The organism is Spirosoma rhododendri (assembly GCF_012849055.1).
Taxonomy (GTDB): Bacteria; Bacteroidota; Bacteroidia; order Cytophagales; family Spirosomataceae; genus Spirosoma; species Spirosoma rhododendri.
This window is the reverse complement of record NZ_CP051677.1, coordinates 2687023-2713073: the sequence shown is the minus strand read 5'-3', so window position 1 is coordinate 2713073 and position 26051 is coordinate 2687023. Positions and strand designations below refer to the sequence as shown.

At 55.0% G+C, this 26051-nt stretch carries 21 protein-coding genes and 3 pseudogenes; 16 read left to right on the top strand and 8 right to left on the bottom strand.

All coding sequences use genetic code 11. The features are described from left to right. The first annotated feature begins 55 nt into the window (after positions 1–55). The 6 genes from HH216_RS11255 to HH216_RS11230 all read left to right on the top strand — a co-directional run bounded on the left by HH216_RS11255 (position 56) and on the right by HH216_RS11230 (position 10675). Complete coding sequence (locus HH216_RS11255) at positions 56–3154, top strand: SusC/RagA family TonB-linked outer membrane protein (RefSeq protein ID WP_169550904.1); 3099 nt, start codon at positions 56–58, stop codon at positions 3152–3154. 23 nt (positions 3155–3177) lie between these two features. Continuing rightward, positions 3178–4665: a RagB/SusD family nutrient uptake outer membrane protein gene (locus HH216_RS11250; RefSeq protein WP_169550903.1), complete on the top strand. Its 1488-nt coding sequence runs from the start codon at positions 3178–3180 to the stop codon at positions 4663–4665. 54 nt (positions 4666–4719) lie between these two features. Then, positions 4720–5202, top strand: coding sequence for a hypothetical protein (locus tag HH216_RS11245; RefSeq protein WP_169550902.1), 483 nt, complete (start codon positions 4720–4722; stop codon positions 5200–5202). 199 nt (positions 5203–5401) lie between these two features. Next, positions 5402–8539 (top strand): SusC/RagA family TonB-linked outer membrane protein, encoded by a 3138-nt coding sequence (locus HH216_RS11240; protein WP_169550901.1) that lies wholly within the window; start codon positions 5402–5404, stop codon positions 8537–8539. 12 nt (positions 8540–8551) lie between these two features. Continuing rightward, on the top strand, positions 8552–10162 hold the full coding sequence (locus HH216_RS11235; RefSeq protein ID WP_254448787.1) for a RagB/SusD family nutrient uptake outer membrane protein: 1611 nt from the start codon (positions 8552–8554) through the stop codon (positions 10160–10162). A 108-nt stretch (positions 10163–10270) separates the two neighbouring features. Next, complete coding sequence (locus HH216_RS11230; protein WP_169550900.1) at positions 10271–10675, top strand: MaoC family dehydratase; 405 nt, start codon at positions 10271–10273, stop codon at positions 10673–10675. On the opposite strand, the gene HH216_RS11225 is transcribed toward HH216_RS11230, so the two are convergent. Next, positions 10672–11097: a type 1 periplasmic-binding domain-containing protein gene (locus tag HH216_RS11225; RefSeq protein WP_169550899.1), complete on the bottom strand. Its 426-nt coding sequence runs from the start codon at positions 11095–11097 to the stop codon at positions 10672–10674. The genes HH216_RS11230 and HH216_RS11225 overlap by 4 nt on opposite strands. A 212-nt stretch (positions 11098–11309) precedes the next feature. Between HH216_RS11225 and HH216_RS11220 the strand changes: the two genes are divergently transcribed. Both HH216_RS11220 and HH216_RS11215 read left to right on the top strand, forming a co-directional pair. Next, entirely contained in the window at positions 11310–12947 is a 1638-nt protein-coding gene (locus HH216_RS11220; protein WP_169550898.1) for a S8 family peptidase, read from the top strand. A gap of 83 nt (positions 12948–13030) precedes the next feature. Next, positions 13031–13843 (top strand): porin family protein, encoded by an 813-nt coding sequence (locus tag HH216_RS11215; RefSeq protein WP_169550897.1) that lies wholly within the window; start codon positions 13031–13033, stop codon positions 13841–13843. Between the two features lie 178 nt (positions 13844–14021). Here HH216_RS11215 and HH216_RS11210 read toward each other — a convergent pair whose 3' ends face one another. From HH216_RS11210 to HH216_RS11190, 5 genes and pseudogenes are all read right to left on the bottom strand, one after another. Next, entirely contained in the window at positions 14022–14879 is an 858-nt protein-coding gene (locus HH216_RS11210; RefSeq protein WP_169550896.1) for an SDR family NAD(P)-dependent oxidoreductase, read from the bottom strand. 111 nt (positions 14880–14990) lie between these two features. Beyond that, a complete protein-coding gene (locus HH216_RS11205; protein WP_169550895.1) occupies positions 14991–15200 on the bottom strand; it encodes a hypothetical protein in 210 nt (69 codons plus the stop codon). A gap of 68 nt (positions 15201–15268) precedes the next feature. Further along, the gene (locus HH216_RS11200) at positions 15269–15736 is read right to left on the bottom strand and encodes a MarR family winged helix-turn-helix transcriptional regulator (protein ID WP_169550894.1); all 468 of its coding nucleotides are present in this window, start codon (positions 15734–15736) and stop codon (positions 15269–15271) included. Between the two features lie 187 nt (positions 15737–15923). Further along, complete coding sequence (gene ctlX / locus HH216_RS11195; protein ID WP_169550893.1) at positions 15924–16853, bottom strand: citrulline utilization hydrolase CtlX; 930 nt, start codon at positions 16851–16853, stop codon at positions 15924–15926. A gap of 115 nt (positions 16854–16968) precedes the next feature. Further along, positions 16969–18467: pseudogene (locus HH216_RS11190) on the bottom strand (arginine deiminase family protein). A gap of 260 nt (positions 18468–18727) precedes the next feature. Here HH216_RS11190 and sufC point away from each other — a divergent pair. From sufC to HH216_RS11150, 8 genes and pseudogenes are all read left to right on the top strand, one after another. After that, complete coding sequence (gene sufC, locus HH216_RS11185; RefSeq protein ID WP_169550892.1) at positions 18728–19477, top strand: Fe-S cluster assembly ATPase SufC; 750 nt, start codon at positions 18728–18730, stop codon at positions 19475–19477. Positions 19478–19544: 67 nt separating this feature from the next. Further along, positions 19545–20870 carry a Fe-S cluster assembly protein SufD gene (gene sufD, locus HH216_RS11180; RefSeq protein ID WP_169550891.1) on the top strand — a complete coding sequence of 442 codons (1326 nt, stop codon included), beginning with the start codon at positions 19545–19547 and terminating at the stop codon, positions 20868–20870. Between the two features lie 149 nt (positions 20871–21019). Continuing rightward, positions 21020–22258, top strand: coding sequence for a cysteine desulfurase (locus HH216_RS11175; RefSeq protein WP_169550890.1), 1239 nt, complete (start codon positions 21020–21022; stop codon positions 22256–22258). Between the two features lie 20 nt (positions 22259–22278). After that, positions 22279–22500: a phospholipase D-like domain-containing protein gene (locus HH216_RS11170; RefSeq protein ID WP_169550889.1), complete on the top strand. Its 222-nt coding sequence runs from the start codon at positions 22279–22281 to the stop codon at positions 22498–22500. Continuing rightward, positions 22497–22778, top strand: a complete 282-nt coding sequence (locus HH216_RS11165) for a type II toxin-antitoxin system RelE/ParE family toxin (RefSeq protein ID WP_169550888.1) — start codon at positions 22497–22499, stop codon at positions 22776–22778. The genes HH216_RS11170 and HH216_RS11165 overlap by 4 nt, the downstream gene beginning before the upstream one ends. Before the next feature lie 2 nt (positions 22779–22780). Next, positions 22781–23211, top strand: a pseudogene (locus HH216_RS11160) (SufE family protein). Continuing rightward, complete coding sequence (locus tag HH216_RS11155) at positions 23211–23522, top strand: DUF59 domain-containing protein (protein WP_169550887.1); 312 nt, start codon at positions 23211–23213, stop codon at positions 23520–23522. Before HH216_RS11160 ends, HH216_RS11155 begins: the two are co-directional and overlap by 1 nt. A gap of 103 nt (positions 23523–23625) precedes the next feature. Next, positions 23626–24059, top strand: a pseudogene (locus HH216_RS11150) (BrxA/BrxB family bacilliredoxin). 139 nt (positions 24060–24198) lie between these two features. Here the strand turns inward: HH216_RS11150 and HH216_RS11145 are convergent. Together HH216_RS11145 and HH216_RS11140 are read right to left on the bottom strand one after the other, a co-directional pair. Further along, the gene (locus HH216_RS11145; protein WP_169550886.1) at positions 24199–25503 is read right to left on the bottom strand and encodes an NCS2 family permease; all 1305 of its coding nucleotides are present in this window, start codon (positions 25501–25503) and stop codon (positions 24199–24201) included. Positions 25504–25721: 218 nt separating this feature from the next. Beyond that, positions 25722–26012 (bottom strand): hypothetical protein, encoded by a 291-nt coding sequence (locus HH216_RS11140; protein WP_169550885.1) that lies wholly within the window; start codon positions 26010–26012, stop codon positions 25722–25724. Between the last annotated feature and the right edge of the window lie 39 nt (positions 26013–26051).

The following is a 26051-nucleotide window of genomic DNA, read 5'->3' as shown; positions in this document are numbered from 1 at the left end:
ATATTTTTGTTCCCTGATTTTTTTACAAAATCTCATTTTCATTTTTATCACTCCTATGAGAAAACTTCTATTCGGAAGTTGGTTGCTCTCGTTGTTTTTCTGCCTGTCGGTTATGGCGCAGGATGCAACGATCAGTGGCCGGGTCACTTCATCAGACGACGGCTCCGCCCTACCCGGCGTGAGTGTACAGGTAAAAGGAACGACACGCGGTACGACAACCGACGCAAACGGTCGGTACAGTATCAGCGCGTCACCACGCAGCACACTGGTGTTTAGCTTTATTGGCTTTACGAACCAGGAAGTAGTTGTCGGGAACCGTAGTAACGTAACGGTTACGCTCGAAGGCTCAGCCAATGCCCTGAACGAGGTTGTCGTAACGGGTTACGGTGGTACGGTCAATCGGCGCGAATTCACGGGAGCCAGCTCGAAGGTAAACGGCTCTACCATTGCAAACCTGCCAGTTGGTAGTTTCGACAAAGCCCTGGCAGGCCGGGCAGCGGGTGTGCAGGTAACGTCGGCGAACGGCGTACCGGGTGGTGCCATTCAGATTCGTATCCGTGGTATCGGCTCGATTTCGGCCGGTAGCGATCCGCTGTACGTAGTGGATGGGGTACAGATCAACTCGACCAACAACTCCAGCTTTACAAGCACCAACCCGCTTGCGTTTTTGAATCCAAACGATATTGAAAGCGTTGAAATTCTGAAGGATGCCGCAGCAGCTTCGATCTACGGATCGCAGGCCGCCAACGGCGTCGTACTGGTTACGACTAAGCGCGGTAAGGCGGGTAAAACCCAGATCACGCTGAACTACTACAAAGGACTGGCTGACCCGATCAAAAAGCTCGACGTGCTGAACACGCAGCAGTGGATTCAGCTTCGTACCGAAAACCTGGTAAATGCTGGTACGGCTGCTGATGCCGCCCGCTCCACTGTACTGGGTACTCTGCGCCTGCCCACAACGCTGAGCGATGCTGACATCGCTGCTTTGCCCACCTACGACTGGCAGAACGCCGTTTTCAGACAGGGACAGACCGACAACTACGAGCTGGGCCTGAATGGCGGTAATGAGAAGACCCGCTTTTTCGTATCCGGGTCTTACTATACGCAGAGTGCCAACGTCGTTAACGTTAACTTCAAACGGGGTACGCTGAACACGACGCTGACGCACCAGATCAACAACAAGCTGAGCATCGACCAGACGCTGAAGCTGAGCACGATTATCTCTAACGGTCAGTTCGGCGGTCCTAACGGGGGTTCATTCCTGGGTGCTGGCGCTTTCTCCTCGCCCCTGATTCTGCCGAGCGTTGCCATCTACAATGCCGATGGCAGCTACAACGGTACACCTGCCTTGGGTGGAATTCCGGGTATCCTGAACCAGAACGTTGTGCAGGTCAGCGAACTGAACCAGATTCGCGCCAATATCAATCAGTTTGTGGGTAGTATCGCGCTGAACTACAAGGTGAATGACAATCTGACCATCCGGCCGTTCATTAGCCTGGATTATCGCTCGATTCGCGGTAAGAACTTCTCAGATCCACGTACAGCTGATGGTATCAACGTGCGGGGCCGGATTCAGGACCAATTCAACGAGAACAAGAACTTCCTGACCAACATCACAGCGAATTACACCAAGACAGTCGGCAAGAGTGATTTTGGCGTCCTGCTGGGAGCCGAATTCCGCTCTGACGTCAACGAAAACCTGCTGACCAACATCACCAACGTTCCGACGCCCGATTTCAAGTACGCCAGTGCAGCCGCGCTACCGCAGAACATCGGTGGTTCGTGGACAGGCTACCGGAAAGGCTCGGTATTCGGGAACATCAAATACAACTTCAACAAGAAGTACGACTTGAGTTTCATCGGTCGTCTGGACGGATCGAGCCGGTTCGGGGCCAACAACCGGTTCGGTTTCTTCCCGTCGGTATCGGGCGCGTGGTTGATTTCGGAAGAAGACTTCCTGAAAGGTGGCCGTTACGTGAGCGACCTGAAACTGCGGGCTTCGTTTGGTACAACGGGTAACGACCAGTTGGGTTCGCTGTTTGCCGCAGCTAACTTCCCCGGTCTGGGTCTGGTTAGCCCCGGTTTCGACTACAACAGTCAGGCTGGCTTCGCACCATCGCAACTGGCAAACCCCGACCTGAAGTGGGAAACCAACCAGACGATCAACCTGGGTCTGGACTTTGGTTTCCTCGGCAACCGGATTACCGGTTCGGTCGATGTGTTCCAGCGGACGAGCAAAGACCTGCTCCTACCCTTCAACCTGCCCTTCACGAGTGGTTACTCGGCGATCTCGCGGAATGCCGGTGAAGTACAGAACCGTGGCCTGGAGCTTGAAATCAATACGGTAAACGTTCGGGCGGGTCAGTTCCAGTGGAAATCGTCGTTCAACATCACGACGATTAAAAACAAAGTCACGAAACTGTACCCCGGTATCGTCCCACTGAACAACCCCGACAGCACCATCCTGCTGAGCTATGTCGATTTCTACGGAGTAGGACGAAATGCCATCCTGGGTCGGCCACTGCAACCACAATTCACCACCGATTACGCCGGTGTGAACCCAGCTACGGGTCGGGCTATGTGGTACGATTACGCTGGCAACATCACGTACCGCCCACTGTCACCCCGCGACCAGAAGTATTTCGGTTCTGAACAGCCGAAGTTCTACGGGGGCTTCAACAACACGTTTGTATACGGCAACCTGACGCTCGATTTCCTGTTCCAGTTTGACTACGGTCGTCGGTCGTTCAACTCACAGACCTCATTCCTGGTTGAAAACGCCGGGCGTAACTTCAACGCACTTACGGACGTATATAACCGTCGCTGGCAGCAAGCGGGCGACATTACGGACGTCCCCCGCGCCTACAACGCCAACGCCGAGACGAACAGCGTCAGCAACCTGGGCGGTACTCGTACGCTGGAAGATGCTTCCTACATGCGTCTGAAGCAGATTACACTGAGCTACGACGTACCAGCGGCCATCAGCAGCCGCATCAAGGCTTCGAAAGCCCGTATTTACATTCAGGGAGCTAACCTGCTTACGTTCACTAACTGGTCGAGTTACGACCCTGAATTCCTGAACTTTGGCTCGGGCAACAGCGGTGTTGTGCCCAACTCGAAGACCTATCAGGCAGGTATCAACGTAACGTTCTAATCACGACTTCGACAATACACGCTATGCGTACACTTAAGTCCATATTTTTATCAACCAGCCTGTTGACGGTTAGCCTGCTGGCCGCTACAGCCTGTAAAGACAGCGCGTTGCTCGAAGTTGCCCCTCGTTCGCAGGGCGACTCGCAGACTGCGCTGACCACAGCCGAAGGTTTCGATGCAGCCGTAAATGGTATTTACGACCGGCTACAGAGCGTCGTACTCTACGGCCGCGATATGCTCGCTGTATCAGAAGCCTTAGGTGACAACGCTCAGTTTACCAATAAATCGGGGCGACTATCCGGCGAAAACCGGAACCTTATCAATAACACCTTCGGTACAGCTACGTCGGGGGGGGCAACGTGGCAGACAGCTTATTTTGCGATCAACCAGGCTAACCTTGTGCTGGATAACATCGGCAACGTAACGTTTTCTGACACATCGCAGCGCAACCGGCTCCAGGGGCAGGCTTATTTTCTGCGTGCTTTGCTATACCATGATCTGTCGCGTATTTACTCGTACGATCCGGGTGTTGCTGTTCCGTCACAGGACCGGGGCGGAGTGCCCCTCCTGACAGCTGGAGTAGCCGATCAGAGTAAGATTACGTTTCCGGCGCGTGCAACTGTCGCTGATGTTTACAAGCAGATTTACAGTGACTTGCAGAATGCCATCCGGTTGTTCAGCCGCTCGAACCCCAGCGCACCAGCGTACGGCAACCTCCAGGCAGCACAGGCGCTGTTCTCCCGCGTTGCGCTGTACAACAAAGACTACGCAACTGCTGTACAGTATGCGACCAGTGCTATTGGCGGTTCGATCAAACTATCACCCAACGCATCGTATATCGGCGGCTGGCGCGCCCCGCAGAATCCAGAGTCTTTGTTTGAAGTTCAGTTCATCGTAGCGGAGAACATCGGGGTGAACACCTCGCTCCAGACGAGCTATACAACGCTGGTTCGGACGGGCGACCGGACAGCCACGGGCGGCTTCGGCGACCTCGTACCCACAACGGCGTTTATCAATGACCTTGAAGCCGAGAAAAGCTCGACGGGTGCCGTACTCGATATTCGTCGGCAACTATACGAACTGGGCACCATAGGCCGGGGAACGGCATTCATCGAATGCACCAAGTTTCTGGGCAAAAATGGAACGATCAACCTGGACAATGTACCAGTTATCCGGGTATCAGAACTGTATCTGAACCGGGCCGAGGCTAACTACAATCTGGGCAACACGACTGACGCGCTGACCGACCTGAACGTGATCCGCCAACGGTGCGGCCTGACAGCGGCTACCCTGACGGGCTCGGCTATCCTGACGGAAATCTACCGGCAGGAGCGCTTGGAGTATGGCTTTGAAGGGCACCGCTGGTTTGACCTGAAGCGCACGGGACAGAACGTAGTGAAGGCAACCGCGCAGGGTGGTGGCCTGGCTTACACGGACAACCGCATACTGGCTCCTATTCCGGTTAACGAACTATCGACGAACCGGAACATCGTACAAAACTTCGGCTACTAATTAACTGGCTCAACGGGAGTAATCTCCGTTGAGCCATTCAAACACATTTGATTGATGAAAAAAATAGCAGCTTTTCTGGCAACTGCCCTCGCACTAGTCGGTATGTATGCCTGTAATAATAACCTGGATAAAGTATTCGACGATAAAACACTGGTCGAGTTTCAGCCAGCCGTTGTCAACGCTACCAGTGTTGGCCGGACGTATCCGCTTCTTACAGCGCCCAACAGCACCACCGCTGGCGCAACGATTACGGCCCAGCTTAATCTGGTTGGTCGCCAGCGGGCTAACGAACTGACCGTACGTGTTGCCCCGGATCCGACAGCAACAACGGCGTCGGCATCGAGCTATACTCTGTCGAACGGTGGAACGGTTGTGTTCCCGCCCATGTCGAGTACCGTAAACATGACCGTTTCCGTTGCCAGAGCCAGCAGTTCTACCGCTGCTTCGGGTGTCCTGGTACTGGTTATCGATAGCACCAGCACTGACTATCAGGCCAGTCAGAATTACAAGCGAATTGGCTACTCGATTCGGCAATAAGATCGCCTGAACGACTCGTCAACAAAACGATTATCTGCAAACCCTCTGACTATCAATGGTCAGAGGGTTTTGTTTTTTACAGACTTCCCGCGAATGAACAACATAATTACTCTATAGAAAAACTTATTAAATCTGAATTAATGATATATTTGTTGCCCCAATTGGGGCTTAAGCTACTTTTTAAAACCACAGTCACCTCATGAACAAAATTTTATTAGGAAGCTGGTTATTGACTTTCCTGTTCTGCCTATCGGCAGTGGCGCAGGACGGCACGATCAGCGGCCGAGTCACTTCATCAGATGATGGTTCCGGGCTACCGGGCGTAACTGTCCAGGTACGGGGAGCCAATCGAGGCACAACGACCGACGCCAATGGTAATTACCGACTGACCGCTACGTCAGCCAACACACTTGTCTTTAGTTTTATCGGTTACGTTACGCAGGAAGCAGCCGTCGATAATCGGTCGGTGATCAATGTTTCGCTCGTTGGCGATTCGCAGCAGCTAAGTGAAGTCGTCGTTATTGGCTACGGTACACAGCAGCGGCAACGCGTCACGTCGTCGATTTCCGAAGTGAAGGGTGACGCTATCGCGAATCTGGCTACACCAAGTTTCGATCAGCAGCTGGCCGGTCGGGCAGCGGGTGTGCAGGTGTCGACGCCATCGGGTATTCTGGGTCAGGCACCCGTTATCCGGATTCGGGGGATCAACTCGATCTCGTCGGGTGCCAGTCCATTGATCGTTGTCGATGGGGTTCCGCTTATCACGGGCAACCAGAGCGGTACTACGCCCACCAACCCGCTGGGCGACATCAACCCGCAGGACATTGAGTCATATGACGTGCTGAAAGACGGTGCGGCAACGGCTATTTACGGCTCGCGGGCTGCCAACGGCGTTATCCTGATTACGACCAAAAAAGGCCGTAAAAACAGCGGTGTTCGCGTAAACCTCGATGTGCAGGGTGGCGTTACGAACCCGATCACGCGTTTCGATCTGCTGAACGCGCAGGAGTTCGTTCAGATTTCAAATGAGAAAAGCGCGAACGCTGGTGGGCAAACGATTGCCGCACTGGACGCTAACAACACGAATACCGACTGGCAAAACCAGATTTTCCGGCAGGGTACGTCGAGCAACTACAACTTGAGTATTGCCGGGGGTGGTGAGCGGACCAACTACTATACGTCGGTTGGTTTTAACAAGCAGGTCGGAGCGATCCGGCCCAACGATCAGACGCGTTTCTCGTTCCTGAGCAACATCGACCACAGCTTCAACAAGTTTTTGTCGGTTGGCGCGAAAGTACAGGTAGCCCGTACGATCAACAACGGTCTGAACACCGGTACGAACGCCCTGTCGGGTAATATCACGGCGGCTGCGCGGCTGCTGCCTAACGTTCCGGTATACGATGCCAGCAACCCAACCGGCTACAACATTTCGCCCGATGGGGCCATTCTGGGTTCGGGTGCCAACAGCCGCAACATCGATAACAACTACACCAACATCCGGTTCGTTATCGACAACAACAAGCTTGGCGCAACGACCACGCGGATTCTGCCAACGGCTTTCGTTAACATCACGCCGTTTTCGGGGCTAAGCCTGCGCTCGCAGGTGGGTGCCGACTACACCGATGTTCGCACACTGCTCTCCTACGACCCCCGTCATGGTGACGGTCGTGGCTCGAACGGTATCGTCAGTCAGACGTCGCGTGAGGTGATTCGCTGGAACGTTCAGAACGTCCTGAACTTCGACCGCGATTTCGGTGGTCATAACATCGGCCTGACGCTGGGTACCGAATATCAGAAAACCACAACTTCGTCGTTCACCGCCGGTGGTCAGAACTTTTCGGACCGCTTTTTCCTCCAGAACGGCCTGATTACCGGTAACTACGCGACGCAGTTGTCGAGCGGTACGTTCGTACCGTCAGGCTTCGACTCGTACTTCGGTCGACTCCAGTACAGCTACCGCGATAAGTATCTGGCTTCGTTCAGCGCCCGTAACGATGGTCTGTCGTCGCTGCCGCTGGCCAACCGCCGGGGTACGTTCATTGGTGGATCACTCGGTTACCGCATTGCACAGGAAGATTTCTACAAAAATTCCAGCCTTGCGCGGGTCATGAACGACCTGAAAATCCGGGCCAGCTACGCCGAAGTGGGTAACACGGAAATTGGTAGCTTCCCATACGTTGGCACCTTCTCGGCCGCGCAGTACGGCTCCCAGAACGGTATCGGTTTTGGGCAGGCGGGCAACCTCGATCTGCGCTGGGAGCGAAGCAAGAAAATCGACATCGGTTTGGATCTGGGCTTCCTCAGTAACCGAATCACGGCCAGCTTCGACTTCTTCCGCAACAACATCGACGGGCTGATTCTGGCGGCACCAACGCCAAGCTCGCTGGGTATTCCCAACAACTCGATCAACCGGAACGTCGGGGCGATGTACAACCAGGGTTTTGAAGCAGCCGTTACCGTCGACGCGATCAACAAAGGTGGTTTCCGCTGGAATGTCAGTGCCAACTTCACGACGCTGAACAACAAAATCGAAGCCCTCAACAAAAACAACGAAGGCGTCGATCAGGACATCATCTACACGTACAACATCAACCGGGTTGGCTACGCTGTCGGCTCAATTTACGGGTATGAGTACGCCGGTGTAAACTCGTCGAACGGTAACCCGATGTACTACAAAGCAGATGGGTCTATCGTACAGCGCATCCTGTCGTCGGGCAACTACGCCGTATACGACCCCAACAGCCCTTCGTCGGTGGCGCAGTCTGCCACCCTTAATGCCACTACCGACCGGAAGATTCTGGGCAACACGAACCCAACCTATTACGGTGGTGTAACGAACTCGTTCAGCTACGGCGGTTTCGACCTGCAAGTGTTTGTACGCTATTCGGGCGGCAACAAGATCATGAACGTGACGCGTCAGGAAACCCTGCTGAACCAAGATTTCAACAACAACGGCCGCGAAATTCTGAACCGCTGGCAGCGTGAGGGCGACGTCACCGACGTACCCCGCCTGTATCTGTCGCGTACGGCGCAGGCCAACCAGACGGGTAACGCCATCAGCCGGTTTGTGGAAAAGGGCGATTTTGTACGTATCCAGAACATTGTGGTTGGCTACACCCTGCCGAAGGGCCTGCTGGGCCGCGGTGCATTCCCGATCAACAGCCTGCGGGTTTATGCACAGGTGCAGAACGCGTTCACCTTCACGAAATACAAGGGACTTGATCCCGAAATCAATGCCAACGTAGGTGTCGACAACGAAAACAGTCAGTTTGGTGTCGATTACAACACCAACCCGCAACTGCGGGTGATCACCTTCGGTCTGAGCCTTGGCCTGTAAACTCGCACATTCATGACGTTCAAAAAATCATATATATACTTCGCGTTGGGGGGCTCACTACTGATGTCTTCCTGCAACGTGACCGATCTGGAGCCCCAGACGGCTCTTTCTGAAACGACCGCCTTTCAAACTCCCGAACGTATCGCCCTCGCCGTTGCGGGCGTGTATGACGGTGGTCAGTCGGGCTTTTACGCGGGTGGTGCCGTACGCGGTTACTCGTTCGGAGCCGCCCACCTCGAACAGGGCGATGTACGCGGTGAAGACATGGCGCTGGCAGCCACCTTCTACGGTGTTACCTACCAAAGCACTTACGACGCGACGCAGCCCAACAACGTGTACTACTGGCAGAACGCCTACGCGATGATTAACCGGGCCAACGTCGTTATCGCGGGCCTGAACAGCGTACAGCCGTCGACAGCCCTCACACAGGAGCAGATCAACGCTTACATTGCCGAGTGCCGGTTCCTACGGGCAATGGGTCACCACTACCTGCTGGTCAATTTCGCCCGGCCATACGGCGATAATCCGACGGCGGCTGCGGGCGGTGTTCCTTACCGGACAACGGCCGTAACGGGCGGCAGCACCGTTACAGAAGCTATTCAGCAGGGCCGCAACACGGTAGCTGAGTGCTACACCCAGATTTTGGCTGACCTGGATTACGCCGAAACCAACCTGCCCGAGTCGCGGACGGGTAACCTGAAAATAACCCGCCTGACCAAAGGCGCGGCCATCGCGTTTAAAACGCGGGTCCGTCTGCACCAGAACAACTGGGCGGAAGTGATTCGGGAGGCCAACAAGCTGGTTCCGAACGCGTCGCCATTCAACAGCACAGTCGGTTCGTATGCCCTGGCATCGACACCACTGGGGGCTTTTGGTTCAGCCAACAAGTCGAACGCCGAGTCGATTTTCTCGATGGAGAACAACGACGTCGACAACGCGGGCGTCAACGGGGCACCAGCCGCTATGTACACGGCGAGTTCGCTGGGTGGCCGGGGCATTATCCTGATTAGCCCTATTCTCTGGAATCAACCCTTCTTCCCAGCTGGCGACCTGCGCAAGGCACCCGGTACGGCTACCGCAGCGGATGCAGTCGGTTCGTCGGGTAAGGGCGGTTATTTCACCCGCAAGTATCCGGACGCGACGACACGCACGGAAAACGCGCCGATCATCCGGTACGCGGAAGTACTGCTGAATCTGGCCGAAGCCCTGTCGCGCGGTGGTTCTGGTGTCGATTCGCGGGCGCTGGCGTTACTCAACGCCGTTCGGAACCGCTCGGTAACGACGGCGGCCAACCAGTACACGGCCGCCAGCTTTGCTTCGGCAACCGACCTGACCCGTGCTATCATCAACGAACGTCGGCCGGAGTTTCTGGCCGAGGGTATGCGTTGGCTGGATATTCACCGGCTGGCTACGGATGCAACCTTCCGGCAGGCATCGGGTATTCCGGCAAAGGCCGCGATCAACATCACGAACTTTGCCCCGCTGTATACCAACAGCACGACGACGACGTTTGCAACGGAACCCGCCATTCCATACAACGACTACCGGTTTGTGTGGCCCATTCCGCTGGAGGAAATCAACAATAACCCGGTGCTGGCCCGTCAGCAAAACCCCGGCTATTAAGCCAGACAGCATACCTAAATGTGAAAAGCCCGCTCAGTGTGTAGCGGGCTTTTCGCGTTTTATCCAGACATTACACCCTCCTTACGCTAACCTGCCTCCCCTACTCACATGCAACCGGGCGATACGTACAGCCACGAATACCAGTTCTCGCAGGACGACGTCCGGCGGTTTGCCGAACTAACCGGCGACGATAATCCGCTCCACCTCGATGCGGAGTATGCTGCGCAGACGCCGTTCAAACGCCCGATCATGCACGGAATGCTGAGTGCCAGCGTATTTGCTAAAGTGTTTGGGCGCGATTTCGGCGGAACGGGTGGGGTGCACCTGTCGCAGTTACTGGAATTTGTCCGGCCTATGTACCCCGACACGTCGTACGAAGCGCGGTTCAAGTGTGAATCCATCGACACGCGCCGACACACGGCCGAAATCAGCTGCACGGTTGTTGATCCGTCAACGGGCAAAGTGACATTGCGCGGTACGGGGGTCGTGTTTCACAAAGACATGTTCAGCTAGTTGCGTAGCCGCACAAATGCGGAATGGCATCCTTCGATACAGGGTGGTGACAACCGGAGTGTGTCGTTGCGAATACCTACCCCCATCTGCAAACCAAGCAATTTACCTGCTGCATCGAACAGCGACACGTAAGCCACACGTACTGCTCCTCGCTGTAATGAATCGATGCGGTATGTACGAGCTGACGAGAAGAACTGATCATCGATTTTCGAGGTCAGTACCGTATTATCTGCCAAAAAATCGATCCGCTGAATAGGTTTTCGGGGTATCTGATCGACGATATAGCCCGCACCCGGTGAATAGCCCCGCTCCACGTATTGCCACGACCCAATCAGCCCCGCACCGGGCGCAATCAGATCCTTCGTTGACTGACAGGCGAGTGTATTCAGCAGCACAAACAGCAGGAGCGTAATCCGGTTCATACAAAAGTCAATTCATTTTTTTCCGTATAGACCCATCTATTGGTTTATGGGTTGTAGTCCTGCTATATGCCGCTAGCGAACTATACCACTCTATCCAATAGAGCGGAAAACTGCTGGAGAAACGGTTACATACACGAGCAGGACCCGTCAGTACGTTGTATAGACGTTTACCTCGTACCTCTATTCATAAAACTAACAACGCCCCTTTTGCCATGAAACGATACGGTATCGGCCTGGTTGCGGTTTGCTGGTACCTGCTAACCCCGGCCCTACTATCGGCGCAGACGCGGATCAACGCCACTGACTGGCCGTACCTCGACCCGAAGGCCGATTCTGTTGCGGGCATCAGCCTGAACAAAGCGTATGATCTGCTAAAAGGCCGCCCGTCTGTGCCCGTTACGGTGGGTGTCCTCGATTCGGGCGTCGACCTTGAGCACCCCGATCTGCGGTCCGTACTTTGGACAAATCCGAATGAACAGCCGGGCAACGGCACCGACGACGATAAAAACGGCTACGTCGATGATGTGCACGGCTGGAATTTTCTGGGTGCTCCCGACGGCACGACTTACGAGTACGATCAGCCCGAGATTACGCAGACCTACCTGCTGCTGCGCGGTAAATACGACAACGCAAACCGGGCGTCGCTATCGCCAACGGAGCAACGGCAGTACGATACTTACCAGCAGGCTAAGAAGCTGTTTTTACCCCGCTACAAAGCCGCCCTGCCCCAGTTGCTGGCCTTCACCGACACGGCCCGGTTTTGGCAAACCGCCAATCAACTGGCCACGCTCCTGCCCGACTCGGTCACGTCTCAAGCCGCCATTCGCTCGGCAAACATCGGCACCGACTCCGTAGCTGTAGCGGTTCGGCAAACGTTGGCCCGTGCTTATCAGCCGCCCTACGGTTCGTTTGCCAATTACCTGAATCTGGTGCGGCAACACTTCGATCGGTTCATGCTCATTGCCGGTGGCGAAGCCCTGATTGCGTACAATCCAGCCTATAACGCCCGGCAGTCGGTTGGCGACAATCCGGCAGATTTAACCGAACGCTACTATGGTAACCCGGCGGTTGTAATCGGTAAGTCAGCCGAACTGGGGCTGCACGGTAGCCACGTGGCGGGTATCATCGGGGCCACTCGTGGCAATGGTATCGGTATCGACGGGGTGGCCGACAATGTCCGGATTATGTCGGTAGCGGTGGTTCCGGCCAACGGCGATGAACGCGATAAAGACATCGCCAACGGCATTCGGTACGCCGTCGACAATGGGGCGAAAGTGTTGAATATGAGTTTCGGCAAGCGCTTGTCGCCGTTTAAAGAGCAGGTTGATGCCGCCATTCGCTACGCCCTCGATCACGACGTAATCATTGTTCACGCGGCTGGCAACAACGGCGAAGACCTCGACAAAACAACCAATTATCCCTCAGCTACCGACGAGCAGGGCCGACGCGCCCCCAACGTACTGACCGTTGGGAACAGCACCCGATACCTGAATAATCGGCTAGCGGCTTCGTCGTCTAACTACAGCCTGAATCAGGTTGATCTGTTTGCGCCGGGCACCGATATCAACTCAACCGTACCGCACAACCAATACGCCGTTTTTTCGGGAACGAGTATGTCCGCTCCGCACGTGGCGGGGGTCGCGGCCCTGATTCGCTCTTATTTCCCGCAGTTGACAGCCGTTCAGGTTTGTAACATCCTGCGGGAAAGCACACACCGCCCCACGCTGGTGGTAAATCGCCCCGGCCGTTCGGGCGATCTGACGCCGTTCAGTACCCTGAGTCAGACGGGTGGTTTGCTCAACGCGGCAGCTGCCGTTCAACTCGCCATCGACCGAACGCGACAGCCGTAAACGCCGTAAGCTCAACCAACGACCGCTTACTCAGACATTAGTCAGTTCCATTCGCTTATCCGCTAAACTTACACTACCGATTTATGAATCCGTTCTGGCACACCAATTTGTCGGCACTAGTTCTAACAGGTCTGACCACCGTTTCGGTGCTGGGGCAATCGGCTCCGCCCAACCGGCAGCAGGCTTTGTACGATCAATACAACGGCATCAGTCACCGATCGACCGGGGTCAAACCGGTGACGAAGCAAAAACAGCCTGTTGTCGGGCAGCCGCGCCCGGAATCAGCGCCTGCGCCCGTCGAAACTGACAGCCGGACTGAGGAAGCTGCGATGCCTGTTGTGCACATCTCCGAGCGGACACGGGTACGCATCGGGGCGCGGGGTGGTGTGCTGACGCCCGTTCTGACGGGAAACAACCGGTATTCCGCCGGAACGGACTTTATCGGTGGCGTGATGCTGGTGGTGGGTAGTGGACGGGTGCAGTTTCAACCCGAAGTAAACTATAGCCGTACCGCCTTCCGAAGCCGGTTTCTGGGAAACGGCATCGCCCGGTCGGCCGTCGATCAGGTTGTTGTACCGTTGCTGGCCCGGCTATCGTTTGGTCCCGTTACGGGTACTCAGGTGTATATCAATGCCGGTCCGTACAGTGCGTATGAAACGAGTAACAGTGTAAATGGCTTAAAAATACCGTTCGACCGCGACGAGCAGCGGCTTAGTTACGGGGCAGCAGCCGGGGTCGGTCTGGCCGTTCGTACCGGGCCGGGCCATATTGGTCTTGATGTGCGGGGACGCTATCAGCTAACCAGCACGACACCGGCAGGCAGCGAGGCCCGTTCCAGTGCTCTCTACACGGAAGCCACCCTGAGCTATCTGTATCCGCTCGGCCGACGACGCTGATTCAGACAAACTATTCTCATAGAGTGGGTTTTAAAATGGCGGTGGCTGTCTGGCTCCCGCCATTTTTGTGCGGTGCAGGTTTCAGGTTTGAAGTTTAAGGTTTGAGGTTCAACGTTGACCAACCTTAGACCTTGAACATTAGACTTTAAACCTTGAACCTCAAACCTTGAACCCAAAATCAAACCTCCTCCACATAGGCCATTGACTTTGTCCACAGCCATTCGGCGTTGGCGTCGGTGACGTCGCGGTTTGCCGTCTTCTTCGGGCGGCTGTCGGCGAAATAAGCACCGTTGTTCGATTCACCAATCGTTTTGAGTGGGGCCGAAGCCAGAAAAACGGACGTCTGGGCACCCTTTTCCGGTGATCGCATCAGAGGACCTGCCAGTTTGAGTGCCTGCCCGATAAACCCGGGCGTGTCGCTGCCGAAACTGGTTCGCACTGCGCCCGGATGCACCGAATAAGCCGTTATGCCAGTGCCGGACAGATGGGTGGCCAACCCTTTCGTAAACAGTACATTCGCCAGCTTATCATCGCCATAGGCGGCCCAGGTCGAGAGGTTGTCGATGTGGCGGAAGAAGCGGGCCTTACTGCCGAACGCATGCGCAGCCGACGAGAGATTGATAATCCGCACGTCGCCTGTTCTAGCCGCCGTCTTCTTCATCAGATCGAGCAGCTCGTGCGTCAGGACGAAGTGCCCAACGTGGCTGGAGAAAAACGACAACTCCGTACCATCGGGGGCAAACTCGATCGATGCCGGTGTGTAGCCTGCGTTGTTGAGCAACACGTCGAGTCGGTCGTAACGTTTCCGAATGTCGGCCGCTGCCTGCCGAACGGAGTTTAGATCCCCCAAATCGGCCGTTATCAGATCAACCTGCACGTTTGGATTTGCGGCTTTTACATCAGCCAATGCAGCTTGTCCCCGCTTTTCGTTTCGACAGATCAGCACCAGATCAAACGACCGAACGGCCAGCGCTTTCGCCGTAGCCAGGCCAATACCCGAATTAGCCCCTGTAATTACTGCTCGTTTAATACCCATAGTATCAATACCGTGTTTCATAAAACTGATAGAACAGTTTATAGACGAACGGCGGGAGAGCAATGTTTGCCGCAAACGAAAATCGCCGGATGTTGTCCGGCGATTTAATGATTAAAACAGGAGTTTCCAGTTGTTGAAAAACATGTCCTGTCCCGGTTGCCCCGACCAGTGTTTACTCTCTTCTATTGGCTCGTCGAGCGTGCTTTCTTTCTGCCGAACGATGGCCGAAACGCCTTCTTCAGCGAGTGAACGACATAGGTTTCGTACGCTCTGATCGCACGATCCTGCTAACATCGTAATGATTTTGTTGTCCTGTTTCATGGTTGCCTACTGGTTTAGTTGTTTGCACATACAAAATTTCACAAGTCGATAAGCCATCTGCTTACCAGCTATTCATCACCGGTCAACGCTTTTGCCGCCTGAAACACCTGCTTGGTTAACTGACAGACATTCGTTTCACCGATGGCCGCTGCGTACCGTTGCCCCACCCGACCCCAGGCTTCGTTGATATCCGCCTGGAGCGCTTCACCTGCTTTAGTTGGCTGGATCAGCGTTTTCTTACCTTCCGACTCCCGCCGGACGAGTTGCTTCTGCTCCAGTTTTTCCACCAGCCGCGTGATCGTTGATGGCGTCAGGTACAGCGTATCACTTAATTCAGAGGGCGTAATGCCCGGCTGACTGATTACTTCCGACAGCAGGTAGGCGTGCGAATACGACAGCCCCACCCGACCAAACTCTTCATCGCCGATGGCCGTGATTGCCCGCGCCAGTGCGTTTGCCGAAAAAAGCAGACAGGCACTGAACCGGGTTCCGCTCTTCTCTCCACTCCCAACTTTGCATTCACTCACTACGTCCATATCCGTATTTGCTGCTTGCGTGGTACAAAGCTATGCATAACATTTGTATGTGCAAACAAAAAAGATAATATAGTTGTAAAGTTATAGAGTCGTAGGGTTGTGAAGTTGCTGGCGCGTCCTGGCTGACGCCGGATGGACTGACGCGGTAGCAACTTTACAACTCTACGACTCTATAACTTTATAACTTCTATTTCAAAGGGAGATGTACTTCGGCCATCATGCAGCGGGCTGAGCCGCCCCCGTTGCCTTCGATCACATGCAGGTCGAAATGCATGGGCGTTGCGTACTCGTTGAGCAGGCTGATCTGCTGCTTCGTGAATGCTTTGTAAGCCTGCGTCGACATGACCAGCAGTTTGCGGCCCTTGTTAGTTTTCACCTGCAACACGTTGCCCGCAAAATGCGCCATCTGGTCCATCGTAATATCGACCACGCGCTTGCCCAGCGACTCCAGTTCCTGCCGCACCATCAGCCGCTCGTCGGGGTCGGGGATGGCCGATAGGCAGATGATGGCGAACGTATCACCGATCGACATCAGCACATTGGTGTGATAGATTGGGGTTCCGTTGGCGTCTACGGCGTCGAACGAAACCGTTCTGTAACCCGTCTGCGCAGCAAATTCGGCCAATACAGCGGCATCTGTCCGGGGCGACAGACAGGCGAACGCAACGCGGTTCATGCGGTCGAACACCAGGCTACCGGTGCCTTCCAGAAACTTACCTTCCTGCTCGAAGTGCGTCAGGTCGACGACGCGGGAAACGTGGTATGTCTTGGCCAGATCGTCGATAATCTCCTGCCGCCGTTCGGCCCGGCGGTTTTCAGCCAGCATCGGATACAGCACAACTTTGCCACTGGCGTGAAACGAGACCCAATTGTTCGGAAAAATGGAGTCGGGCGTGTAGGGTTCGTCGGTGTCATCGTACACCAGCACCTCAACCCCGCTGGCCCTTAACTGCTGAACCATGTCGTCAAATTCCTGCCGGGCGTCGTTTTGGGCAACGTCTTTCGTTTGCGCGGCTATCTCGCTGTCCTGAAACGTATTGGAATCGGCCGTTTGATCATTAAACCCGAACCGAACCGGGCGAATCATGAGAATGGTAGACGTTGCCTGTGATTGCATAACGGGGGTAAACAAGTAGATCAGTTGTGCCGGACTGGTGTAACTGGCAGACCAGCTTCCGGCTTAAAAGTACGTAAAAGGCGTCTCTTTCCGCCACTGCACCCGCCTTTACCGATCAGATTGCATCGCGGAGCAACGGTAAGCTCATGCAGTGCGACCCGCCCCGCGCCCGGCTCAGTTCCGCTGATGGCAGCATAATAAACGTTTTTTCGATCGTTTCCGGCGACGATTCTCCGCGCTCAAATCGCTGCAACAAAGCTGCCGCACCCACTACATCGAAACCGGCTTCCCGGAAGGCTTCGGCCGTTTTGTCGTTGCGGTCGTAGCCCACCACAACGCCGTCTTTCAACGCGAGCAGGTTACACGAGTCGGTCCACTGCTCGCGGGCACCAAACGGAAATTCGTTATTGCCCGAATAAATAAACCGGATGGGTTCGGTAGCGCCCAGCTCGCTACGACTGATGCTGCTGAGCAAGTCTTCCAGATTCTCGATCTCGACGGGTCGTTGTTCCTGCCCTTTCGTAAACTGGAGAATCTTCAGCTCTTCCGACAAATCTTTAGCCGCGAAAAAGTGGAGCACATCACGCTTGCGGGTTTCGTCGCCGGTGCGGGCCAGCGAACCCAGCACCACCCACGTATTGCGGCTCACCTGGGTAAACACGGTGTCGATGTGCATGTAATCGCGCTTCTTCGGAATTCTGATAATCGTCAGCGTATCGACCAGATCGCGGTCGAACACCAACCGCATGACCTGTTGGGCGGCATACAGGGTCGTGCGTTCGCTGACGCCTACGAGCAGGTGGCGCGGGGCAATCATCATCACGTCGCCCCCTTCCAGCGTCGAGCGGGTCAGGTCGCGGTTTATATCGGCATCGGCCAGCAGAAAGGCGTGTTCGTTGTCCGGTATTTCGATGATCTTGTCGCGGTACGGGGCAAACAGCGGATGGTTGAAAAAGATGTACTGCGCCAGCAGAGCTTCGCGCGTCCGGGCCGATTTGGCAGGCTTGTTCAACAGAATATGATCGCCGATGACGATACCAATGTCGCGGGTAAAAATAAAGTTGGGCAGGGGCGCAAACAGCATCGTCAGGTCAGGCATCGACCCCGAAATCATCACTTTCGCCAGTTCCATCGGGTCAAGCTGCGTGAGTTGCTGCTGGGTCCGAAACGACGTTCGTTCGATGCCGCAGATGGCCGCAATCAGCCGCGTCCGGATCGTTTCGTCGGCCAGTATATCCGACAGTAACCACTGAATATCGATGACCGCCGTAGACCGAAAATAATCGGGACTGTCGGGTTTGAAGAACGACCGGTCGTGCTCCCCAGCGTATCGACCCGCCCGCGTACGGTGTCGGGTTCGAGAAAATACAACAATAGATTGACGTAATAATCGTACTCGTCCCGGCGCATCATATCAAGATGAACGATGTCTTCAAACAGCCAGTCCTGCGCTTTTGAGGGTACCACTTTGCCCAGCCCCCGGTCGGGACTGTGAATCAGCAGCCGCCGGAGCCGGCCTATCTCCGATGACACGTTAATAGCAAATTTCTCTGAATCAGGCGAATACACTGTTTTTGTCGATTCTCGCCCTGTGGTTTGTTGTTGCTTATCCATGCACTAGCCGGTCGCCGTTAGTAAGCAGGCCGGGCGGTTAATGTACGCTTTTTTGACTGATGCGTATACCGCGACGCCATAGCCTGCAAGCGATCGTCAGAGTCATACGCTCACTCTTTTTTCCTTTCTCTATAGAGATGTTCTAAATAGCTGGATGGCCGTCAACTTTTAAGACCCCTATTTTGTTGTCCTTGAAAGGCAGATACCGTTTCGTCTGCTAACTTTGCGGCTTTGTTTGGCCGTACACGCTACAACCTATTATGTTATCCATCAGTAATTTACAGGCCGCTATCGGCGAAAAGCAGATATTAAAAGGACTTGACCTGGAAGTTAAAGCCGGTGAGGTTCACGCAATTATGGGTCCCAACGGGGCCGGTAAAAGCACACTGGCATCCGTACTGGCTGGTCGGTCAGACTATGAAGTAACGGGAGGCAGCGTATTGTTCGACGGTAAGGATCTGCTGGACATGGCTCCCGAAGAACGGGCCGCTGAAGGTATCTTTCTGGCATTCCAGTATCCGGTCGAGATTCCGGGCGTCAGTACGACCAACTTCCTGAAAACGGCGATGAACGAGATCAGAAAGCACCGGGGTGAGCAGCCGCTCGACGCCGTGCAGTTTCTGAAACTGATGAAGGAAAAGATGCAGCTCGTCAACATCGATCAGTCGCTGCTGAGCCGGTCGCTGAACGAAGGCTTTTCGGGCGGTGAGAAAAAACGGAACGAGATTTTCCAGATGGCCATGCTCGAACCGAAACTGGCGATTCTGGACGAAACCGACTCGGGTCTCGACATCGACGCACTGCGGATTGTGGCCGAAGGGGTCAACAAACTGCGGTCGCCGGAGCGGGCTACCATCGTTGTTACACACTATCAGCGTCTGCTCGACTATATCGTACCCGACTTCGTACACGTACTGTATAAAGGCCGGATCGTGAAGTCGGGACCGAAAGAACTGGCCTACGAACTCGAAGAAAAAGGATACGACTGGATCAAGGCGGAAGTGGCCTGATCCGCTCCGTAGTGACTCGACCCCCAACCCACCACCGCTACGACGGGCCGTTTCAAACTACCAACCAATGACTCCGACTTACGAATCATATACTGATTTTAAAAACCAGCTACTGACCGCCTTCCGGGCCGGTGAGGAACGCATGAATGGCGAAAGCAAGACAGCCCTGCACCAGGTTCGGCGGCAGGCCCTGACTGCGTTCGATCAGCTTGGCTTTCCCACCATCCGGCACGAGGAATGGAAATATTCCAACGTCAATAGCCTGATTAAACAGCGGTTCGCCATCGACGGGACGTCGACACTGACCGCTGACGACCTCTCGTCGCTGGAGATTCCCAACCTCGACGGCAACATTCTGTATTTTGTCAACGGGCACTACAAACCCGAACTGTCGCATATCGTTAGCCCGGCCTCGCAGGTGCAGATCAGCAGTCTGGCCGACGCCATCAAAGCTGATCCCGACGCTGTTGGTAGCCACTTTGCTACCTATGCCGACTACAAAGACAGCGCGTTTACGGCTCTGAACACCGCCCTCGCCAGCGACGGCGTCGTAATTCGGGTACCGGCCAACACCACCGTCGAGCAGCCGATCATTCTGCGCTTCATCTCTGATGCCCGCGACAATAACGTGGCGTCGCAGCCGCGCAACCTGATTCTGGTGGGCAAAAACGCCGAGGTCACGATAGCCGAGTCGTTCCGCACACTGGGCGACAACAGCAGCTTCGTCAACATTGTAACCGAGATTTCGCTGGAACGCGACGCCCGGATGCAGTACTACAAAGTGCAGGACGAAACCAACCAGGCCTACCACATCGGCACGACGCAGGTGCATCAGACCGACAACAGCCACTTCTACGCGGCTACCGTCACGCTGAACGGCAACTTCGTTCGCAACAACCTGAACATTGTGCTGAATGGTCAGTACGCCGAAGCGTTTATGTATGGGCTGTATATGCCGAACGGCCGTCAGCACGTCGACAACCATACGCTGGTCGACCACGCGATGCCAAACTCGTATAGCAACGAACTGTACAAGGGCATTCTGGACGACAGCGGCACGGGCGTGTTTAATGGTAAGATTTTCGTCCGGCCCGACGCGCAGAAAACCAACGCGTACCAGTCGTGTAAGAACGTGGTACTGTCGCCCAACGCGACGATGAACACCAAGCCGCAGCTCGAAATCTTCGCCGACGACGTGAAGTGTTCGCACGGCACGACGACTGGCCAACTGAACGACGAGGCCCTGTTCTATATGCAGTCGCGGGGTATTCCAAAAGCCGAAGCCCGGACGCTGTTGCTGTATGCCTTCGCGCAGGACGTGCTCAGTCAGATCAAGATTCAGCCAATCCGCGACTATCTCGAAGGTGTCGTAACGGCCAAGCTGGCGAAATAGTAAACACTGTCTTTCTGTCACTCCAACGACAGGAGGAATGATAAGGAACGGGGATTAACTGAGTTCTATCTAGGATTCGTTAATCCCCGATTTTTTTGCACCTTTCCCGCGCTCAGCCTGTTATTTATACAGCAACACCAGACAGTCTTATGCAAACGGCTATCGCCCCGTCTCTCGATATTCAGCAAATCCGGCAGGATTTTCCCATACTCGATCAGCAGATCAACAACCGTCCGCTGGTCTATCTTGACAATGCCGCTACGACGCAGAAACCCCGCGCCGTGATCGATGCACTGACGAATTATTACGAGGGCTACAACGCGAATATTCACCGGGGTATCCACCACCTGGCGGAGCAGGCTACGGCCGCGTTTGAAGCGTCGCGCCGGGCGATGCAGTCGTTTCTGAACGCCGAACACTGGCAGGAAATCATCTTCACCTACGGTACCACCGATGGGATCAACCTTGTCGCGCAAGCCTATGGCCGTCGGTTCCTCAACGCAGGCGACGAGATCATTATCTCGGGTATGGAGCACCACTCCAATATTGTGCCCTGGCAGATGCTGTGCGAAGAACGCGGCTGTGTGCTGAAAGTGATCCCGGTCGATGAACAAGGCGATCTGATGCTCGACGAATATGACAATCTGCTGTCGGAAAAAACGAAGCTGGTGTCGGTCGTCCACGCGTCAAACTCGCTGGGTACGGTCAACCCGGTCAAAACGATCATCGACAAAGCCCACGCTGTTGGTGCCGTTGTCCTGATCGATGGAGCACAGTCGTCTTCCCACCTGACCGTCGATGTGCAGGACCTCGACGCTGACTTCTTTGTTTGCTCAGCCCACAAATTCTACGGCCCGACGGGTATGGGCGTGCTGTATGGTAAAACGGCGCTGCTTGAAGCCATGTCGCCCTACCGGGGTGGTGGCGAAATGATTCGTGAAGTGACGTTTGAGAAGACGACATACAACGACATCCCCTACAAATTCGAAGCCGGCACGCCCAACATCGCCGATGTGGTAGCCGTGAAAGCCGCTATCGAGTATATCGGTCAGCTTAGCAAGGAAGCGATTTCGGCTCACGAGCTGGATTTACTCCACTATGCAACGGAGCAACTAAGCGAAATCGACGGGTTGCGGATCATCGGTCAGGCCAGGGAGAAAATCGGCGTTGTATCGTTCGTTATGGACGGTATTCACCATCAGGACATGGGCGTTATCCTCGATCAGCAGGGCATTGCCGTCCGGACGGGCCACCATTGCACCATGCCGCTGATGCATCGCTTTGGCATTGCCGGAACTACGCGGGCGTCATTTGCCGTTTACAACACCAAAGACGAAATCGACCGGCTCGCTCAGGGCATCCGCCGGGTTCAGAAAATGATGCTGTAAGGCTTTAACCGAAGTTGGTCATGCACAAAGACGAAATTTTGCTTGATAAGAACCAGGTCTTAGCCGCACTCAGCGACTTACCAGACAAAGTTTCTTCCGAGGAACTGATCGAGCGCATTCTCTTTATTAAGTTGATCGAGAGCCGACTGCTTGAAACAGCTGAGGTTCCAAACGATCAGGTTATGCAGTTGTTACGTGACGTAAAGCAGCAGAAGGTGGCCGAAGTAAACCGTAATGCATGATTACCTGGAAAGAGTCAGCGCAGGAGGAAGTTCGCGTCATTTACGAATACTTACTTGATCAGTCTTTTGCAGCGGCCGATGATTGGTCTGATCAGTTGGAACGCAAACTCGCCCTGTTAGATCAGTTCCCGGAAATGGGCCGTATCGTACCAGATTTGCATATTTCGTTCATTCGGGAAATTTTTGTGGGTAGCTATCGGGTTGTTTACAGCACGCAGGAGCCTAACGTAAAGATTATTGCCGTGCGTCCGATGAGCAGACCACTTGGCAAGCTATAACGATGACAATCAACGAGAAACAGGACGAGATAATCGACGAATTTGATTTATTCGACGATCAACTCGACAAGACGCAATACATCATCGACATTGGCAAGAAACTCCCGCCGATGCCGGAAACAGCCAAAACCGACGAGAACCGCATTATGGGTTGTCAGTCGAAAGTTTGGCTCGATGCCGAATTACAGGGCGATACCATTCGTTTTTACGGCGACAGTGAGCCAACAGCGCAGGTGTCGAAAGGGCTGATTAGCCTGCTGATCCGGGTGCTGTCGGACGAAAAGCCGGAAGACATCGCCAAGGCTGACCTTTATTTCATCCCCGCGTGGGCATGGGTAACCTGATCACGTCGCTGCGGGCGGGTGGTCTGGCCTCCATGATCGAACGCATGAAAGCCTACGGCCGGGCGTATTCGGCCAATTCCGTACAGTGATGACAGACGAAGAATTGAAGGAACAGGTCGTGCTGGCGCTCAAGAGCGTGTACGACCCCGAAATCCCGGTCGATGTATATGAACTGGGGCTGATTTACGACATCAAGATATTTCCCGTCAACAACGTGTATATCCTGATGACGCTGACGTCGCCCTCATGCCCATCGGCTGGTACGATTCCCAGCGAAATCGAAGAGAAAGTACGGGCCGTCGAGGGGGTTAGCGACGTTAGCGTCGAACTAACCTTCGACCCACCCTACTCAACCGAACTGATGTCGGAAGTTGCCAAACTTGAACTGGGTTTCATGTAATCAGCGTTTACGGTTAGCAGCATTCGGTTTACGGTTTTAGCAACTAGTATGCGAGTCAGCACCGAAAACTTTAAACCACAAACATTACAACTAACAAACACTTATGTATCCTCCTCATTTGCTTGTCCCGATGCGGGAAGACCTGACGAGCGTCGGGTTTCAGGAACTGACTACCCCCAAGAAGTTGATACGGCTATGGCCGATCAGCAGGGCATCACGCTACTGGTTGTCAACTCGGTTTGTGGCTGCGCGGCTGGTGCTGCCCGTCCGGGTGTGAAGGCCGCGCTGGCAGCGTCGCCGGTTAAGCCCGATCAACTACTAACGGTTTTTGCCGGTGGTGACACGGAAGCTACAGCCCGGATGCGGGAACACCTGCTGCCTTACCCGCCATCGTCGCCATCGATTGTACTGTTTAAAGACGGCGAGCTGGCGCACTTCATCGAGCGGCACCACATCGAAGGCCGGTCGGCTCAGATGATTGCTCAGCACTTGGTTATGGTGCTTGATGAGCTAAGCACACCTGCAACGGCTGCTTAATTTTTCGTCTCAGACAGCATCCCTGCTGTCGTGGCAATGCCTAGTTAGCCTACGGCTACGACAGCAGGGATGCTGTCTGAGACAAAATCATATATAGCCTGCCTGCCAAACGAACTTGTTTGGCAGGCAGGCTCTTTTTTTACCCCTCCGCTACCAGCGAAACGACGCAAAACGCGTCGACTATCAGCAGGCCAGCGGGCACTTCGCTGTATTTGCCAACGGCCAGTTTGATAACCGTCCACGACAGAAAACCCCAGATCAGACCCTGCGTAATAGAATAGCTGAATGGAATCAGGACGAGGGCCAGAAAAGCGGGTATAGCATCATCAAGCTTATCCCAGTTGATCCGCACGACGGGTGTCATCATAAACGCGCCGACCAGCACCACCGCCGGGGCCGTTGCAATAGCCGGGATCGCGGATAGCAGTGGCGACAAGAACAGGAACGGCAGGAAGCAGCAACCCGCCACAATCGCCGTCAGACCTGTGCGCCCGCCCTGCGCAATCCCCACCGCCGACTCGATATAAGCCGTTCCCGAACTGGTGCCCAATACACCCGCCAGCGTCGTTGCCACGGCATCGGTCAGCATCGACTGGCGCAGGTTGCGCGGTTCGCCAGTTTCGTCCATCAGGTCACCCGCTTCGGCGACGCCCACGAACGTCGACAGGCTGTCGAACAGGTCGGTAAAGGCAAAGGCGAAGATGACCGGGGCCACCGACCACCGCAACGATCCCCACAAGTCCAGCTTACCGATCAGCGAAAAGTCGGGAGTTGCAATCACTGACACCAGATTCACCAACGTTTTCTGCCCATAGTTCACCGCCGATGCGTCGCCCCAGTATCGGCCGATGGGCCAGGCCAGCAGGGTCGTCAACACAATGCCGATGATAATGGCCCCCGTCACCCGTCGCACGACGAGTACGCTGGTCAGCAACAGGCCGATAATGAATGTGAGTACGACAGGATCATTCAGCCGGGCCACACCGACGAGTGTAGCCGGGTTGTCGATGATAAAGTGTGCGTTCTGAAAGCCGATCAGCGTGATAAACAAGCCGATACCCGCCGAAACAGCGTAGCGCAGCGGCAGCGGAATGATGCGTACCAGTGCCGACCGGATATTGAAAATAGACAACGCCAGAAAGATAATCCCCGCCCAGAATACCGCCCCCAGCGCTGTCTCCGGTGCAATGCCCATCCCTTTGACGGCAGTGAACGTAAAGAACGCGTTCAGCCCCATACCCGGCGCGACGACGATCGGGTTACGGGCATACAGCCCCATCATCAGGCTACAGAAAAACGCCAGCAGCACCGTAGCTGTCAGTACCCCGCTAAATGGCAAACCCGCCTGACTCAGAATGGTGGGGTTGACAACGATGATGTACATCGTCGCCAGAAAGGTAGAGATACCGGCAAGCACTTCCGTCCGGCGGGTCGTTGTCGTCATAGTTCTGTAACGGTCGTATTCGTCACAAACTACGCAGGAATGGCTGAAATTCGGCAGTGTGTAGCCTGATGCGTAGCCTGGACCGGTCCGCCGGTGCGGTCCACGTCCGGGTGCCCGTTAGGGCAACTACGCAAGGCGGCAGCTTTGTTGGTCGCTTCGCGCCCACCCGGACGTAGACGTCCAGGCTACACAGACACACCAGACCACACCCCACAAACTTACCTCCGCTGGTTCAGGCGGAGTTTGCGACGGCGGTTCGAGACACCCGGCGGCTCATCGGTGACAGCGGTCGGGGCGGGATTCGAGCTGTTGTCGGGTAAGGCGGGGTCGCCGGAGGGGCCGCGCTGCTCGGCCGTGAGTTCGGCAGGTCTGGGCGACCGTTCCCAGTCGGCGGATAGGTCGCGGGTGAGCTGGGCGGTGCCCCGGCGCGTTATGAGCCGAACCTGTGCCATCAGCGGCTGGGTACCAAGAAGCAGGCCAAAAACGAGCGTAGCGTATGTAGTTGACATGAGCAGAAGATGCGTAATTTTGCGGTTCGTTTTTACACC